Below are 16,416 nucleotides of genomic sequence, written 5' to 3'. Positions count from 1 at the left end.
GGCGTTCTGGTCGGGGTTGTAGGGCTTGAAGCGGGGCTTGGCTTTGGGCATCTGACGACTCCTTGTCCGTTTGCCTGATCCTAGCAAAACCGGGGCACGATTCGGAGTTTTTCTACAGCCTCAACGCTCGCGTAATAGGCGCGAGCTTGCGAGCGTCCTAATTGATGCGTTTGTTAGAGGGTTACTGCACTTCAAAGTATGCCGCAATAGGATCAATAACGATTTCATTTTCTTGTTTTCCAGAAATGGAATTTTCAATATTCGTGAGGTGCTCAACAATATTAGTTAAAGCAGCCTTCATATTAGAAAAGTCCTGACTATCGTCTATCTCTGGCTCATTAGCAGCGAAAGCCTGGGAGATAACTCCAAATACAACTACTTCCTTTTCTGTCTTTCTGGAATATTTCTTTACAAGTAAATCTTCTTTTTCCCTTAAAAATTCTTTCTTAAGGCAAGAGGTGAAAATCACCTGCCCACAAGACTGCCGTATCTCGAATTGATCTGAGAAACCATACTTTGTAAGCAGTGCAAGATCACTCATAAATTTTGGATCTTGATAAAGCCCCTGCTCTTTAGCCAATTTGGATATATTCGTTAATCTTTTATACTCCGCGTCTAATCTCGACTTTTCATTCCTATCATTGGTTTGCCCCTTAAGATCATCAAGCTGCTGCTTTATTCTCTGAATCTCCTCATGTGCTCCCATATGAGCTAGAGCCTCGCCAATTGTATTAAACTCTGTAAACAGCTCTGTAATCTTATCTACATCACTAAAAATTGCTCTAGCCTTTACTTTTATAAATGAATACTCATTTATGGAAGATTTCAAGTCATCCACATTGATTGATGATGTTGATAAATCGAGTATACGACCTTTGTCTTCTAAATATCGCTCGAACACAGTCAATGAATAATCATGTAGAAATTTCTTTTCTGTAGATTTGCTACTATTTTTTATAACGTCGGCTAATACCTTGCCACTTCCTACGGGACCTTTTTGAGTTTCGGATTCTTGATTTTGAGATCCGGACTCATTAAGCACATACTCTGTAATTCCCTCAAATATCTGTGATGATAAAGAGTACATTTTTTCTTCATCTAGATATATAAAGCTCTTAATCATTTTCTCTTCCTTTCCACATACTCATCAAAGTACTTCTTTCTCGTGTCGAGTATTGACCATGTAACGACGCTGATTCCAATAATACCGATAGCTGCTGTAGCCACTATAATAAGAGTGGTCATGGGGCAACCTCCGATTTCTGAATATTTGAAATTCTATGGAATATAGAAAAGCTTATAGAAAACGAAATGAAGGCTAGGGCTATTACACATGCTTTAATAACTTGGGAATCAACAAAGCCAGGAACGCCTTCACTCAACATTGTCAGACAAAAAAGCACGCTATACAAAGCAATAAATAAAATAGACGTTCCGTTCTGTATTGTTTTCCATGATTTATTAGAATCACTCAAATGCTCTATTTCATTAATATTGGATATATGAAGGACTAGTCCGAAAGCTATAAAGTCAGATGCAGCTAATATATTCACTATTCCAGATTGTGTTACACCCCACACCAAAAATCTGGAGATAATCGGAATCAATCCAACCAGTACTGTATAAATCAGCCATTTTATTTTTCTATTTTCCATAATTCACCATTGATTTTACAGCCCTCTAACATTTGTTTATGTGTTTTGCCACTGAATTCGCCCTGTGACTTTTGACTCGGCTTCTGCGATGGCACCGTTAATGTCTTGGTACCCTACAGAATCGACCCAAGTTGGCTCGGTAGCCTCCCCCGCGTGCCTAAAACGGACGTAGTATAGAAGGCCTTCTTTATTAAGAGGCATGGGCTCCCCGCCTGGCTCTAGCATGTCATCAGCCTCAGCAAGACTAAACCACCAATCGTAAGGAAGGCCGACGATATCGACCCGTTTTTCGACAGTCCCATCGTATAGCCAAGTACCCTTTTTCAAAATCTTGATACTCATCCTGACCTACAACCTACACATAACGCGGAGCGCACCGGCGGCCTTTTTGGAGCGAAGCGGAGAAAAGGCCGTCCGAGTGACGCGTATTGTTATGTGATGGCGAGCTACCCTCGGCTGCTTACTATTTGCTACTCGCAGCAAGGCGTACTCCCAAAGCGACAAATAGCGCCCCGAGGCCTCGATCCATCCAAAGCCCAATTCGCCGGTTTGTTCTCAAAAATGCGCCCAGTCGAGAGCCAGCCATAACCAAAGGAGGCTCGATGAGAGCAGCAACGACAATTATCAGGCTTCCATGGAAAAACAACTGGGCGCCACTAGAACCGGCACCCTCAACAACAAATTGCGGCAAAAATGCGAGGAAAAAGATGGCCACCTTCGGGTTAAGAGCTGAAACCAACACCCCTTGCCAATAAATCGAATACCCACTCAGATTATTTGATCCCCCAGCGGAAACAAATGATTCGCCGCGCGAAAGCAGCATTTTGACCCCAAGCCATATCAAGTACGCAGCGCCCAGCCACTTTACAATCGAAAATGCCAAGGCTGATGTTGCTAGGATAGCCGAGAGCCCAACTGCTGCCATAACTACATGCAATCCAGCTCCTGTCCAGATACCAAACATAGCCGCAAAGCCCTGTCGGCGACCATTGCGTAGAGTTTGCCCCAGAATGAACGCAATATCGGGACCGGGCGAAATATTCAAAAGAACTGCCGCCGACAAAAATGTCATCCAGTGAACAATCGTATAGTCGAACATGCCTATACTCCTATTGGGCGGCTATCTAGTTGTCAGCGCAGTGTACACATAACGCTGAGCACAGCGGCGGCTGAAAGCCGTCCGGTGGCCGTAGGCCACGTACTGCTGCGCCTTGTTAAATTTGGTTGCGGGTGACGACATGGATTGCCCCTGCAGCAATGAGCGCGATGGTGGCAATTATGTCTGCAACGACCACCTTGCGAACGGCCTCATTGTACCCGCCAACCGACCACGCAATAGCGATGAAGGACACAACGCTGATAAGGCCCGCAACGATTGCCATTAGTTGTAGCGATGGCTGGAACGCGGCATACACCAAGAACAGACCAAAAAGCCCGAACAGGATGGCCCGGTGACGCATCAGGATTTCAATGTTGGGCTCACCCAGCGAAAGGCCGTATAAGGTAGCAAGGCGCTCCACACCCAGAACGCCGGAAACGGGCAAGAGATGAATGATGCCTACGAGCACCAGCAGGCCTGTGACAACTTTCTCCATGTTTGCCTTTCCTCCCTGAATTTAACATTTGTATATGAGTCCCCACGACCACTTTTCCAGCGACTCATATTTCTAATCAGATTTCAGTTCAAACTAGGCAGAAAATCCCGTCAAGTCAATCAGTTCCAGAAATTATCACCAGAAGTAAAGTGTAGGGATAGTGGTCGTTGCGACCACTATCCCTATTTTCGAAGGCTTGGCTAACCCCATGTTCTAAATAGGGTTAACCGGGAATTCGTTGTATTGCCAGAAATCATGGTCGACACGATCATTTTTCATGACTCCAACGAACGGTCTACCAGAAGAATCAGCGCCTGTTCTGCCTCCAGACCATCGTTATCGCCACACTGACCACAGTGGAAGCGGCCAAGGCGCCCAGGAAGGGGGCCAGGGTTGGGATGCCACCGGGGAAGCTGGCGGCCAGGAGGCCGGCCGTCAGGCTGCCACCGGTCACCCAGCCAGGAATAGTCGCGCCGGCCAGGCCCGCCAGGCCACCGAATACGGCTGCGGTGGTGGTCATGCGTTTCCACAGGCCCATTAATACCGGTATCACCGCCGTGGCGCAGAGCAGGTCGGCAACTAGGAACAACCTCAATACCGAGACGCCCTGGAGCGCCACAATCACCACAGGAATCATCAGGAGGACGGTCACCCATCGCGCTGATGTAATGGAAAGCCCCTGTTTCTCGGTCACTGCCAGGGATGCCAGGGCGTTCTGGAGTGTGTCCACGGACGAGGCGACTAAGGTGAGGGCCAGCACCAGGGCGGGAATGGTCAGCCAGGCGGGGGCGCCGGACAGCAGCGCAAAGAAGGGAATGGGTGGTGATCCGAGATCCGCTCCGCTCATGGCGGCGGCAATGCCCAGGCCGCCGACCACGGCAACCACGAGAATGGTGACCAGGCCGCCCAGCAGGGCGCCGCTGCGTAGCGCTGAGGTGTCGCGGGCGGACCACAGGCGCTGCCAGTAGCCCTGGTGGAACAGGTTGGCCGCCGTTACGGCGATTACCAGTGTCAAGGCTACGCCCAGGGCACTGCCTACTGGCGCGGAGGGTGCGTCAGACATTTGTAGTTCCGGTAACCGGTCCATTGCCACGAACCCGACGATTGCCAACAATCCGATCAGCAGGAACGCCTGCCACTGGTCCGTTACGATGCTGGCCCGCAGGCCGCCCCAAGTGGTGTAAATCAGTGTGGCAAGGGCTACGCCAAGCACCGCCAGGTTGCCGTTTACGCCTGATAACAGTGAGGTGATGGCGCCAATGGCGGTCAGTTCAGCGGTGAGGAAGCACAGCATGTAGAGTACGGAGATCAGCGACACGTAGCGGCGAACTGATGTGCCGTAACAGGCCTGGGCAAACTCGCCAATGCTGCGACCCTGAGGCAGGTAACGACGGATGGCCGGGCCGCAGAAGGCAAACACGATAAAGGGTAGTGCCGCCCCCAGTGCGTAACCGGCCAGTGCCACCGGCCCTACCAGCGCGCCTACTTCCGGCGGAGCAAACAAGATCCAGCCACCCATGCCCGACGCCAGGAATGACAGCCCAAGGGCCCTGGCGCCCTGGCTATTACGGGCGGTCACGTAATCATCCAGGCCGCCGTCGGCCAATCGCGCCCGTAACCCTAGCCAGGTAAACAGAAAAAGTGCAGCCGCCAGGGCAGCTACGGTGGTGTAAAGCATGGTGATTGTCTCCGCCAGTCGTAAAGCCATGAATAGTGACATATTCCACGCGAGGCTGCGATTGACCGTCCGTCTTATGCTTTACTGTAGGGAGTGATCATCCGGAACTGTCCCGACTGGGGAGGCCCCAATGAGTAATCGCAAATCGGAACTGGAAACCCTGCGTGCCGACCTGAAGACGCGCCTGGCGAAGTATGAGGCTCATCAGCATCGTCAGGATGGCGCGCTGGAACAGGACTTCGAAGAACAGGCCGTGCAGACTCAGAATGACGAAGTGGTTGATTCGCTGGAGACGGAAACCCGCAACGAGTTGGCCCAGATCGAACACGCCCTTGAACGCCTTGCGGAAGGGCGCGGGGACGAGTGCGAAGGGTGCGGCGAGGACATTGACCCACGACGCCTGCAGGTCCTGCCCTATACCACCGTCTGCGTGAAATGCGCCGAAGACTGATCCACTTTCATTCCCCCTGAATCTTGCTGAGCAGGTCCTTGGCCAATTCGATGGCCTCCGACCGGTGGCTAATGTTCTGCTTCTGGTAAAGGCTGCGAATATGAGTCTTCACCGTAGTGGAGGCGACTTTCAGATGCTCGGCTATCTGGTCATTCGACAGGCCGGCATGGATCAGGCTGAGTATCTGCCATTCCCGGCGGGTAAGCGGTGATGTCCGGATCAGTTCCGGCACATCCGGCCGGTCGATGATGTCCTGAATGATGGCCTCGTCCAGTGAAATCCGGATGGCGCGGCTGAAATCCCGCTGTTGCTGGGCCAACTGGATCAGGCGTTCCGCGCGCTGCAGTTCCATTCCGTCAATGGCCTCGTCATTGATCAGCGCTTTCAGGATCACGATCAATACCTTGCCCATACGCAGGAAGCTGCCAACGGCCCCGGTGGTGCTGGCCAGTTGGAGCGCGGCGACCATGTGCTTCAGGGCGTTCTCGCGGTCTTCGGTGTCCCAGTAGAGCAGCGCCAGGGCGATATGGTTGCGGTTGAGGTCGGTTTTAAGCCCCACCTGTTCCGCTATGGCTTGCAGCCCTGTCAGCAAAGGCTGCGCCTTGCTGTACAAACCCAGACTCATATACGCCCGTGCCCGGTTGCGACCGTTGCACTGATTGAAGTGGTTGGTCGCGGTGGTGGGGTCGACGGGTGGGGCAATGGTCAGCCAGCGCTGTATTGCCTCCCGGTCTCGAACCGCGTCCCAATATGAGAGCATGGTGGCATGGGCATTGGCGACCCAATCCAGATGATAGTCCCCAGAGGCGAGCATTTTCTGCATTTTGGCTATGTAGTCGGCACACAGACTTTGCCGGCCCCTGGCATGGGCCACCTTGGCCAACGACGTATAGCTCTGCACGTACCAGCGCTCGCCCTGGGCTTCCAGGATTTCGATGCCCTGGAGCGCACAACGCTCGGCGTTCTCCAGGTGGTGCCATTCCCACATGACCTGGCTGCGGATGCGGAACAGGAACTCCAGTATCGGCAGGTGGTTGAGGTGGTTTTCCTCGGCGTACTGGAAGCCCCGTTCCTGGATGTTGTAGGCCTTCTGCAACAAGCCCATGGCAACACTGATTTCAGACTGCTGGCACAGCGCCCAAATAACGTTCTGGTGAGCCTGGTGGGCGCGGGCGAGATGTTCCGTTTCCTGCATGCGGGCGAGGGCTTCTTCCAGTTCACCCTGCACAAACAGTGCTTCCCCGATCACTGAAGCAGCCGCCACACGGGAGGTGGGCAGGTAACGGGCTTCCTGATCGATGGCTTCCCTGGCCAGGATCAGCGCGCGCTCACCGTCACCATAGTTCATGGCTACCTGCGCCCGAATAGCACTGAACTCACCGTGCACAGCGCGCTGGGTATCTTCTGTCATTGAGGCTTCAAGCCTGGACTCGGCGGCGGAGAGCCAGTTTTCAACCTCGTCAAACTTGTACTGGCCCTGGGCCACCCAGGCGCGCAGCAGCGTCAGTGTTGGGTCCTGAGCAATGACATCCTGGGGCAGGGCATCCAGGCATCGCTGCAGCAGGATAAACTGGCCTTCGGTGAAAAATTTGCGGCCGTGAATGGTCAGCACCCGGGTTATACGATCCGTATCGTCGGCGGCAATGGCGTGGCGGGCGGCCTCTTCGGCGTGGTCCAGCTCCAGCCAGGCGTCACTGGCCCGCTGATGCAGTTGTTGCCGGTTCTCCTCGGTGGTGCAGCTCAACAGGTGTCGGAGGTAGACGGAAAACAGCGGATGGTAGCGGAACCACAGGGCGGAATTGTCCACGGGCGTGATAAACAGTCCCATGGACAAAAGACCGCTGAGCAAAGCCTGGCCATTGCTGTCGTCCATGACGCGCATGACCATCCGTGCGTTGAAGCGGTCCAGTATGCTGGTTCGCAGTAGGAATGTTCGCTGCTGTTCCGTTAATCCCTGCCCAACCAGTTCGTCGAAGTAATCAAAGATGTGTTGGTTGCCATGCTCGAGTTGATCCACGAAATCGTTGAATTCGATGCTGGTCAGTGCGGATGCAGACAGAAGCTGGAGCGCCGACACCCAGCCTTCAACCCGTCTGACAGCTCGTTCGATGCTCTCCCGTGAAATTTCAAACGGCAATCGGCTGTCAAAGTAGCTCTGTGTTTCGTCGGCACCAAAGGCCAGATCCCGTGGGGTGATTTCGGTCATCCGCCCCTGCATTCTCAGTTGCGCGACGCCAATGGGGGGCACCGTCCGGGTGATCAGGACGAGCGTCAGGCAGGCGGGTTGATGCCTGAGCAGGAAGCGCAGCGCGTTGTGGATGACCTCGTTCTCAATCAGGTGATAGTCGTCCAGCACCAGATACAGCGGCCCCCCGTCCAGCCCGTCCAGAGGAAGCTCGGCCAGAAGATCGGTGAGAAAGCTTTCAAGGGTGTCGTAACCCTTGTCCTGTAATTTTCGCAGCGTGGCCTTGCAGCTGCCGGGAGCCGCAACCTCAAGTGCCTTGGCCAGATAGCCTGCAAATCGGGCCGGGTCGTTGTCGCCGACTTCCAGGCGATACCAGGCGCTGGTGGCCTCCAGATCCTCAAGACGGTCCGCCACGGTGGTGGTTTTGCCATAGCCAGCCGGCGCATGCACCAGCAGCAGGCTTACCGGTTCCAGGTCGTGGAGAAGGTCGTTGAATTTTTCCCGGTGTAGAAGGGCGGGGGGTGGTTGTGGGCTCTGGTTTTTGGCAGCGATGAACGTCAGTTGTCCCGGATTCAGTGTTGTTGTCATCAGGATCTTCAGTAATAGGTGTCAGTCAGTGGCAACGAATGTGATACCGGCTTTGTTGCTCTGCGTCAACTTCCCGTTGTCGCGATCTGAGGGGCATGAACCAGTTCTCAAAACCGGCAGGGAGGGCCCCTTCTGCAGCGGCAGATTTGAGGCACAGTTATCTTTAAGGCGTTAACGATTTCGGTATCTTACCGTAACAAGATGTAACTCGGAAAACGTGATGTCTAATAATAACAGGGACTTCGTCTGACCATGCTGCTGGTACTCGCCGGATCCATCCTCACTTTTACAATGGCCCAGGAGGCGGTTGTCGTGGAGCCTTATGAACAGGGCACCATCGTGATTGAGCAGGATTTCGACACCAGCCCCATTGAGTTGAGAACCGACACCCGGGTTGAACCGCTGGTAGAGCAGAAGTTTCGCAACATCGTTCGTCAGGCTTACGACTACAGCTGCGGTAGCGCCGCGTTGACCACGGTTCTGAATTTTTACCTTGGTAGAAACCTTGGTGAGCGGCAAGTCATGGAAGGGCTGCTTCACTACGGCGAAAGCGAACGGATTGTGCAGCGCCGCGCTTTTTCCATGCTCGATATGAAACGCCTGGTCACCGCCCTGGGTTATCCCTCTGGCGGATTCCGCGCCACGATAGATGATCTGATTGACCTCGATCACCCGGCCATCGTTCCCATTCAGCACGCTGGTTTCAAACATTTCGTGGTGCTGCGGACGATTCGCGATGGGCGGGTTTATCTCGCCGATCCGGCGGTCGGCAATATCTCCTTCACACTCGCCCAGTTTGAAGAGAACTGGGACGACAACGTGCTCTTTATTGTATTTCCCGGCAGCGACAAGCCGCTGGATTACCTTGAGTTGAAAGAAGAAGACCTCCGGTTTGTCGATGACCAGACGATGACGTTGCTGGCATTGCAGAAGTTACCCGAATTCCATGAATCCACGGAGCGCCGGATCAGAAACATGCTGGAGCGCCAGAAGAATAATCCGGACGGCAGTGTTGAGAATACCCGGAAGCAGCTGTTTTACCGGCGGCATTAACGTGCCGGGCGCAAAGCCGGCACACAGGAACCAATACAATTAGAAATAAGGGAGTCAGGATGAATCGTTGGTTAGTGCGAGGTTTTATCCTTTTTTCCGTGACTGGCCTTTTACCAACCATGGCATTGTCGCAGGAAGGAAACGTGGACGAGGCGAGGGAAGCGCTTGCCAGGCAGGAGGGTGATGAGGATTCATCCAAGCAGTTGGAAGAGGTATTCCAGGCGGCCGAAACCAGCTATTCGCTGCAGAAGAAGGGCACCCACTCCCTGAACTATTCGTTCGATTACTCCTATACCGGTGACCAGCGTCTCGACCTGGCCATTACCGATGGTTCTGTTCGTAACCTCGACGTGGTTCCGTCCGCGACCCACAACTTCACCAACGCGTTTTCCTACGATTATGGCCTGTTGGATAATTTGACCGTCGGAGCGCGGATACCCCTGGTGGTTAAATACGACACTCAGGATGAACTGAACATCTACGATTTCGGCGATATCTCCGCGACCGCGCGCTGGCAGCCCTTCGCCTATGTGCCGGGCAAGATGTCCACGACGGTCTTCGGCACTTTTACAACCAAGACGGGTGTCAGTCCCTATGAGATTGATATAGACGAGCAACTGTCCACCGGCAGCGGATATTACTCGGTTGCCGGCGGCCTGAGCTTCTCAAAGGTGTTGGACCCGGTGGTTGTGTTCGGGTCTACCAGCGCCACCTACAACCTTCCTGAGAGGGACCTCCAACAAGTCCGGGGCGCCAGGGTGTTACAGGAACTGGAACCCGGCTTCGGGCTTTCCGGCTCCGCCGGATTCGCCTATTCGCTGTCCTACGATATTTCCCTCAGCATCTCAGCCCAGTTGAGTTACAGCGACCAGACCATCCTGTCCTTCAGTGATGGCACTCAGGCCGTTGCTCAGGACCAGATGAGTGGCTTCCTCAGTATGTCGCTGGGTACCCGCGTGAGTGATACCACCATCGTGAACACCAGCCTTGGTATTGGCCTTACCGAAGACGCACCTGATTTCTCGCTGGGCGTGTCCCTGCCCATCAGATTTTCAGGTCTCAAAGAGTGAGTTCAGCCTCTGACGTTTTACGGGAAGGGAAGATTTCATGGGAATAACCAGCCACAAGAGACAGATTGCCGCTGCCATTATGGCAGCCTCGGTGACCTGTGGTGTCGAGGCGCAGCTGGCACAGAACCTGACCATTCATCCGAAGGCGTTGGCCCTGGGTAACGCCGTTACGGCCGATCCGCCTGGCATTATGGCCATCCACTACAACCCGGCGGGGCTGACCAAGCTGGATGGACGTCAGCTTGAAGTTAACCTGATGAGTGTCTACCTGGACATTGACGCCGATTTCCACGCTCCGGATGGGTACGAAATTTTTGGCATTGATGGCCTGGAGACCGACCCCCTCACCGGCGAACAGCGGGACCCGGTCGCTAACACGCACAGCCATACCAACAATGTTGCCCTGTACCTTCCGGGCTTTGGCATCTTGCGCGCGCCGCCTGGCCCGGCGGTGGCTCCGTCCGCTGGTATCAGCATCAATCCGCCAGGCTCGAAACTGACGTTTGGCAATGCGTTCTACCTGCCGCTGGCGGCCGGCTTCTATCGTGACAAGGACGACCCTGGTCGCTATATGCCGCAAGCCACGGCCCTGCAACGGACAACCTATCTGTCACCCACCGTTGGTTACAAGATCAACGATGAGTGGTCGGTGGGTGCTGGTATCCATCTGTCGCACATGGGTGTTGCCGCGGACCAGTACATGCGCGCGCCCAACATGCTGCTGGGTGTCGCTGAGGTGCTCCAGGACGCGTTCAACTGTGAAAGCGGTGATGAACCCCTGCAGCCATGGCTTGCCCTCTGCGGGGGTAACGTTGGGCCCTGGGATGATATTGGTGCATTGAGCATCAATGTGCAGGAAACCCTGTCACCCACCTACGCACTGGGTGTGATGTGGGAGCCCAATGAGTGGTTCGCCTGGGGGGCGAGCTATACCTCTGAAGCCGACATGAACATGAAGGGTACGTTCGAAATCGAGTACACCGATGACTGGTCCGGTTTCTGGCAGAGCGTGAATGGCTCCGTACTGGGTGCTATCACCTCGGCTATCCTCAGCCTGCCGTCCGGCGCCCCGCGGGAGGCAGGTAATGTCTCCATGGACCTGACCTATCCCCAGCACTTCCAGACTGGTATCAGTCTCGACGTCCATCCCAAATTAACCGTGAACGTGGATGTAGGCTGGACGGATTACAAGCAGTGGGACGCGTTTGTGTTCCGCTTCGACCGCAACCTGGAATTCCTGAACGCCGCGCGGATACTGTCGCCACAGAACGCCACTCCCAACACCCTGAGATTGCCGCTGGGTTTCACTGACCAATGGAACTGGGGCTTCGGGCTGGAGTTTCACGCCTCCTCACGGCTTGATTTGCGTGCCGGCATGGAAATCCGCGACTCCGTTATTCCCGACGACCAGCGCCAGATTATGGCGCCATTCGGTGGCGCAAATCTTTACAGTATTGGCATGGGGTATCAGTGGGACAAGGACACCGAGATCGACATGAACCTGAGCTATCTGCAATCCATAGAAACGGTTCCTGCCAACGGCAGTTGTAATCTAAACTGTGACAACATTACCAATATCATCTACAACCCCTACGCGGGGCTGGATGTGAAAACCTCGTTGCGGGTTGTCACGGCGGGTCTCAGTTTCCGTACCAAATTCTGACGCGCAAGCGTTTACGAACAGGGTGTTCTGCCCCGATGTCCAAATGCCATTCTATGGTTATCGTTTGTTTGTCCCTGGTGCTTGGCGGCTGTCAGTTGCCTGGTTCCGAAGCTGCTGGCAGCCGGGAAGGTTATTTTACCTGGGTGGACGAGCAGGGGCGTGTACGGCATTCGCCAATACCGCAGAGCACCAGCGATGAAGGTGAGGGCTCTGAGGCAGAAGCCGATGCCGCCCGGGGCAGCGCAGATGAACCCCCTGAAGCAGCGGAGGCCGCACCTGCCGGGCATCACGAAGAGTTCAACCTCGAGAACTACCCCGATGGTAATCAGCTTGAAAAGGATGGCTATATCCGTCCGGGGGAACCCAAGCCTTATTTCACCTGGCGCGATGCACAGGGCAACATTCGCGTCAGCTACTACCAGCCGGACACCCGGACTGCCGTCGAGAAAGGGCGCATCAAGCCTCCGGTTCAACTGACGGAGGCCAGTATCCACCAACCGGGAGAAACGGTCGGGCTGCCGGTCCTGCCCGAAGGCGCCGACCCCGAAGCCATGGCGGTCCTGGGAATAGGCCCCGGAGAGGAGAGCTTTTTCCAGCAATGGTCGGGACAGTGCTGTCAGGCGCTGGAACGGTCGGAGCCGGAGCAGTGGCAGGAAGGTCGTGAATTCGGTGTGTCCATGGGTGACAATGCACCCCACCATTCATTCAGCACGGGTGAAAGCCGTTACCGTCTGGTCAGGCTGCCACCTGCGGACCAATACACCGATTTCATTCTCCACCTCAGGTCGTTCAACCACGATGGAATGTTTGTGCCCTCGGTGGCCTTTCTTGATGCGTCGTTCTCTCCTGTTCGAATCGTAACCGACCTGGTGGCGAGCTTTGTCCCGGAATCCTGGTATCAGTACGGCTACCTTCACTCATATATTCCGGTATTCCCGAGCCGGGATGAGCGTTGGATGGTGATTTTCACCCGCGAGGCGGATCTGGCGGGGCAGACGGTTATCGAGGGCAAATACGGCCCCAAAGCCATACCCCACACCCGTACGGGTGAACTCGGCCTCTCCCGAGCAGGAGAGTGACGTTCAGTCTTCCGGCTGGCTCAGATCAAGCCATTGCTGTGACAGCCAATAATAGCTTCCATCGGGGGCCGGGTGCGTGCAGTTGTAGCGAAAGCGGCGGCTGTTAAAGCTTCTCGGCGCCTTGAGATTGACGTGATCTCCACCTGATACCTGGAAGTCGACGCGCCCCTGGCCAGAGGCAAAGCAGCTCAGTCGGTCCACGTTGATGGTTTCCGGTACGGTAAACGAAAGGGCTGGAGGGTTCTCCGAGATAACGCCGTCCGGCAGCTTGTTGGCATCGACCGGCAGTGCCTTGCTGCGTAATTTGTTCTCAAGGCTGTTGAGTTGTCCGTAGGCATTCGCCACCGGGAACCGGGGCAGACGTGTGGCGGCGGAGGTCTCGCCGATGGCACCGGATTGCTGTCCAAAGCCGAGCCAGCCGCGTGCTTCGATTTTGCGTAATAATGCGTCGTCAAACTCACCGTAGGGGTAGGCAAACATGGGTACGTTGGTGCCAAGTTTTTCGGAGAGTGTTTCCTGGGCCTCATCCAGGCTGCGATCGACACGTGCTTCCCAGTCGCTGGAGGATTCACCAGGGCGTTTTGCAAGATGGCCGTGGTCCTCGCTGTGGTTGGCGATGGTCACCCCATCGCGGTCCCGGAGCTCCTGCAACTGATCCCAGGTCATATAGCCATGACTGCCCACTGAGTCGGTGTTTACGAATATCGTGTACTCAAACCCCCGCTCTTCCAGGGCTGGCGCCGCCTGTGAATAAACGGATTCGTAGGCATCATCAAAGGTGAGGGCGATCTGGGACCTGGCGCTCAGGTCACCCGCCAACGCTGCACGGGTTCCCGATTCGAGCGGAACGACCTCCAGCCCAAGATCCTCGATCATATCCAGCTGTCCCTGGAACAGGGATACCGACGTACTGGTGGATGAAGGCGTCGAGTCACTGACATGATGGTACTGAAGCACCACCAGATCGGCATTGGCGGTCAGGGCGAATCCCGCAAGGGGCATAAGCAAAAGGGATCGGATCGTCGTTCGTGTTGCCATTGGGGTGTCCTTGAAATCGTGATATCCGCTGCAATCAGGTCCGAAAGTGTGCCTTCAGCACGGCGAAGGCCTGGTTCAGGTCCTGGATGGCTTCGGTTTCGCCACCCCGGTCCGGATGTGCGTGCATGACTGCCCGGCGAAAGCGTTGTTTTACGTCGTCAAAGCCTGGCGGAATGGATTCAAAACCCAGGGCCGCCGCTGCTTCACGTGCCTCCGTGGCTGCGGGCCGGTAGCCACTGCGCCCGGCCCAAAAGTCATCCATCATCCGGTTGATGGCGTCTTCCGGCAGCTCGTACTTGGATAGGTCAAGATAAAATTTTCGCAACTCGTCCATGCGGTCGGGCACACCTGTGCCTGCCACAACATCACTGTTCCGGAGTTGAATCACCAGTGGCGAAATGGTCAGTGTTTCGCCGCCAGCGGCAAGCTGATCCCGTAGCCGGTACAGCACATGGAACAGCAGGAAATGAACCGGGTAGAGCTTGTCCGGTTCACCAAAGTTGACCTCGCCAATCAGTTCCCAGGGCGGCTTTTGCAGGGTTTTGATAAGGCCCAGCTCGTTGATTCCGGCTGGGTGCCGACGAAGGATGTGCTCAGTGGCGACCAGCAGGTGCTGAATCTGAAAATTCAGCGTCTCATTGGGAGTGTCAGCATCCAGCGCCTTTGCGCCCTGCGTTGCGGTATCGGGTTGATTCATGCCCCAATGGTAGGCGACGGGGCGCCGTTACGGAAGGGGCATATCCCGCCCGAGCCCTTTCAGGAACAGGTCAGTTGCGAACCGCGTGGCATTCCTGGCTTCGGCCTCGGCTTCGGCGGGCCGGTCATGGGCGCGGTAGGCCAGGCGCAGGCTAAGCTCGTAGCCCACACCGAAAAAGGCAGCGCACAGGTACTCTTCGTCCATCTTTGGCAACAGGCCGCGTTCAACGGCGTTCCTGACGTCTTCCTCGAGGGAGAGCATGGCAAGCCCGAGAATGTCCGAGCCGAACAGTTCACGAATGGCGCGGTCGTTACGATGCGCGAGTTCGTAAACCAATGGGTCGCTGGCGGTGGCCCGGAACAGCGACAGATACGCGAAGTAGATGAAGTCTTCGGCGGAATTGGCGGACTTTCGGCACTCGGTAAGGTTGTGATTGAGGCCGCTCAGAAAGTCTGTCAGCAGGGCTGCGAAAATGTCCTGCTTGCTGGAAAAGTAATTGTAGAAGGTGCCTGCCGCCAGGCCGGTGCGGCGCACGATGTCGCGGATGGTGGAATTGTCGTATCCGCGTTCCCGGAAGCATTCCCTCGCGGCGTCGAGTATGGCGCTGCGATTGCGAATACGGTTGAATTCCCGCTTACCGGTGGCTTCCAGTTTTGTGTCTAACATATCCATGTCTGTATCCTGTCCTTGGAACTTTTGCACGCGTATAATCCGACGCTCACTGACCTTATGAACGACGTTTTCCTATGCCCGAAGCAATAACCGCCAACTCCGAAACCGCCCAGGCTCCTGAAGCGGAGCGCAAGCAGAAACTGGAACTGAACAAGCTGCAGAAACGCCTGCGCCGGGAAATGGGGCAGGCGATTGCTGATTTCTCGATGATTGAGGCGGGTGACAAAGTCATGTGCTGCCTGTCTGGCGGCAAAGACTCCTACGCCATGCTCGATATTCTGCTGAATCTCCAGAAAAGCGCGCCGGTGCGCTTTGAGCTGATAGCTGTGAACCTGGACCAGAAGCAGCCCGGCTTCCCGGAGGAAGTGCTGCCTGAGTACCTTTCGGCTCTTGGTATTGAGTATCACATCATCGAGAAGGACACCTACAGTATTGTTAAGGAAAAAGTGCCGGAAGGGAAGACCACCTGCGGACTTTGTTCCCGCCTACGTCGTGGAATTCTCTATAATTTTGCGGAAGAACACGGCGTTACCAAGATTGCTTTGGGGCATCATCGGGATGACTTGCTGGAAACGTTGTTCCTGAATATGTTCTATGGTGGAAAGCTGAAATCCATGCCGCCAGTTCTGCACAGTGACGACGGTCGAAACACGGTGATTCGACCGTTGGCTTACAGTCGGGAGAAAGACATTGCCCGCTATGCGCACTTGCGCGAGTTCCCGATCATTCCGTGCAATTTGTGCGGTTCCCAGGAAAACCTGCAACGGCAGGTGATCAAGGACATGTTCCAGACCTGGGACAAGCAGCACCCGGGGCGTCTGGAAACCATGTTCCGGGCGATGTGCAACGTTGAACCGTCGCACCTCGCAGACACCGCCCTGTACGACTTCCGCGAGGGTCGCCGCCATTCCGTGCCGGGCCAAAGTGCCGAGACTGTCGAACCGCAAACACCCGATTTCGGGCGCCTGGACGTGCTCAATATCTGACCGGTT

Annotated in this window: 15 protein-coding genes; 6 read left to right on the top strand and 9 right to left on the bottom strand. The window is 55.2% G+C overall.

Going from position 1 to position 16,416, the window contains the following annotated elements; genetic code table 11:
* Window positions 1-181 precede the first annotated feature (181 nt).
* The 5 genes from AC0B60_RS09665 to AC0B60_RS09645 all read right to left on the bottom strand — a co-directional run bounded on the left by AC0B60_RS09665 (window position 182) and on the right by AC0B60_RS09645 (window position 4,928).
* Window positions 182-1,123 carry a DUF6414 family protein gene (locus tag AC0B60_RS09665; RefSeq protein ID WP_465085602.1) on the bottom strand — a complete coding sequence of 314 codons (942 nt, stop codon included), beginning with the start codon at window positions 1,121-1,123 and terminating at the stop codon, window positions 182-184.
* Window positions 1,124-1,241: 118 nt separating this feature from the next.
* On the bottom strand, window positions 1,242-1,655 hold the full coding sequence (locus tag AC0B60_RS09660) for a hypothetical protein (protein ID WP_465085601.1): 414 nt from the start codon (window positions 1,653-1,655) through the stop codon (window positions 1,242-1,244).
* A gap of 463 nt (window positions 1,656-2,118) precedes the next feature.
* On the bottom strand, window positions 2,119-2,754 hold the full coding sequence (locus AC0B60_RS09655) for a LysE family translocator (protein WP_465085600.1): 636 nt from the start codon (window positions 2,752-2,754) through the stop codon (window positions 2,119-2,121).
* Between the two features lie 115 nt (window positions 2,755-2,869).
* A complete protein-coding gene (locus tag AC0B60_RS09650) occupies window positions 2,870-3,250 on the bottom strand; it encodes a phosphopantetheine adenylyltransferase (protein WP_465085599.1) in 381 nt (126 codons plus the stop codon).
* A gap of 307 nt (window positions 3,251-3,557) precedes the next feature.
* Window positions 3,558-4,928: a sodium:solute symporter family transporter gene (locus tag AC0B60_RS09645; protein WP_465085598.1), complete on the bottom strand. Its 1,371-nt coding sequence runs from the start codon at window positions 4,926-4,928 to the stop codon at window positions 3,558-3,560.
* 130 nt (window positions 4,929-5,058) lie between these two features.
* On the opposite strand from AC0B60_RS09645, the gene AC0B60_RS09640 reads away from it, so the two are divergent.
* Window positions 5,059-5,379: a TraR/DksA family transcriptional regulator gene (locus AC0B60_RS09640; protein WP_465085597.1), complete on the top strand. Its 321-nt coding sequence runs from the start codon at window positions 5,059-5,061 to the stop codon at window positions 5,377-5,379.
* Window positions 5,380-5,386: 7 nt separating this feature from the next.
* Here AC0B60_RS09640 and malT read toward each other — a convergent pair whose 3' ends face one another.
* Window positions 5,387-8,152 carry an HTH-type transcriptional regulator MalT gene (gene malT / locus AC0B60_RS09635; protein WP_465085596.1) on the bottom strand — a complete coding sequence of 922 codons (2,766 nt, stop codon included), beginning with the start codon at window positions 8,150-8,152 and terminating at the stop codon, window positions 5,387-5,389.
* A 252-nt stretch (window positions 8,153-8,404) separates the two neighbouring features.
* Between malT and AC0B60_RS09630 the strand changes: the two genes are divergently transcribed.
* From AC0B60_RS09630 to AC0B60_RS09615, 4 genes are read left to right on the top strand one after another with little or no spacing between them, the layout of a single operon-like run.
* On the top strand, window positions 8,405-9,205 hold the full coding sequence (locus AC0B60_RS09630) for a C39 family peptidase (RefSeq protein ID WP_421844703.1): 801 nt from the start codon (window positions 8,405-8,407) through the stop codon (window positions 9,203-9,205).
* Window positions 9,206-9,264: 59 nt separating this feature from the next.
* A complete protein-coding gene (locus AC0B60_RS09625) occupies window positions 9,265-10,275 on the top strand; it encodes a transporter (RefSeq protein WP_465085595.1) in 1,011 nt (336 codons plus the stop codon).
* A gap of 37 nt (window positions 10,276-10,312) precedes the next feature.
* Window positions 10,313-11,938 carry an OmpP1/FadL family transporter gene (locus tag AC0B60_RS09620; protein WP_465085594.1) on the top strand — a complete coding sequence of 542 codons (1,626 nt, stop codon included), beginning with the start codon at window positions 10,313-10,315 and terminating at the stop codon, window positions 11,936-11,938.
* A 53-nt stretch (window positions 11,939-11,991) separates the two neighbouring features.
* Complete coding sequence (locus tag AC0B60_RS09615) at window positions 11,992-13,017, top strand: MalM family protein (RefSeq protein ID WP_465085593.1); 1,026 nt, start codon at window positions 11,992-11,994, stop codon at window positions 13,015-13,017.
* A gap of 3 nt (window positions 13,018-13,020) precedes the next feature.
* Here AC0B60_RS09615 and AC0B60_RS09610 read toward each other — a convergent pair whose 3' ends face one another.
* The 3 genes from AC0B60_RS09610 to AC0B60_RS09600 are packed head-to-tail and all read right to left on the bottom strand — an operon-like array spanning window position 13,021 to window position 15,424.
* Window positions 13,021-14,055: a polysaccharide deacetylase family protein gene (locus AC0B60_RS09610; protein WP_465085592.1), complete on the bottom strand. Its 1,035-nt coding sequence runs from the start codon at window positions 14,053-14,055 to the stop codon at window positions 13,021-13,023.
* Between the two features lie 34 nt (window positions 14,056-14,089).
* Window positions 14,090-14,752, bottom strand: coding sequence for a DNA-J related domain-containing protein (locus AC0B60_RS09605; protein WP_465085591.1), 663 nt, complete (start codon window positions 14,750-14,752; stop codon window positions 14,090-14,092).
* A gap of 27 nt (window positions 14,753-14,779) precedes the next feature.
* On the bottom strand, window positions 14,780-15,424 hold the full coding sequence (locus tag AC0B60_RS09600; protein ID WP_465085590.1) for a TetR/AcrR family transcriptional regulator: 645 nt from the start codon (window positions 15,422-15,424) through the stop codon (window positions 14,780-14,782).
* Between the two features lie 74 nt (window positions 15,425-15,498).
* Between AC0B60_RS09600 and ttcA the strand changes: the two genes are divergently transcribed.
* Window positions 15,499-16,410, top strand: a complete 912-nt coding sequence (ttcA, locus tag AC0B60_RS09595) for a tRNA 2-thiocytidine(32) synthetase TtcA (protein ID WP_465085589.1) — start codon at window positions 15,499-15,501, stop codon at window positions 16,408-16,410.
* The last annotated feature ends 6 nt before the right edge of the window (window positions 16,411-16,416 follow it).

The sequence above is a fragment of the Marinobacter sp. V34 genome (genome assembly GCF_055524115.1).
This window is presented reverse-complemented; position numbering and strand designations above follow the sequence as displayed.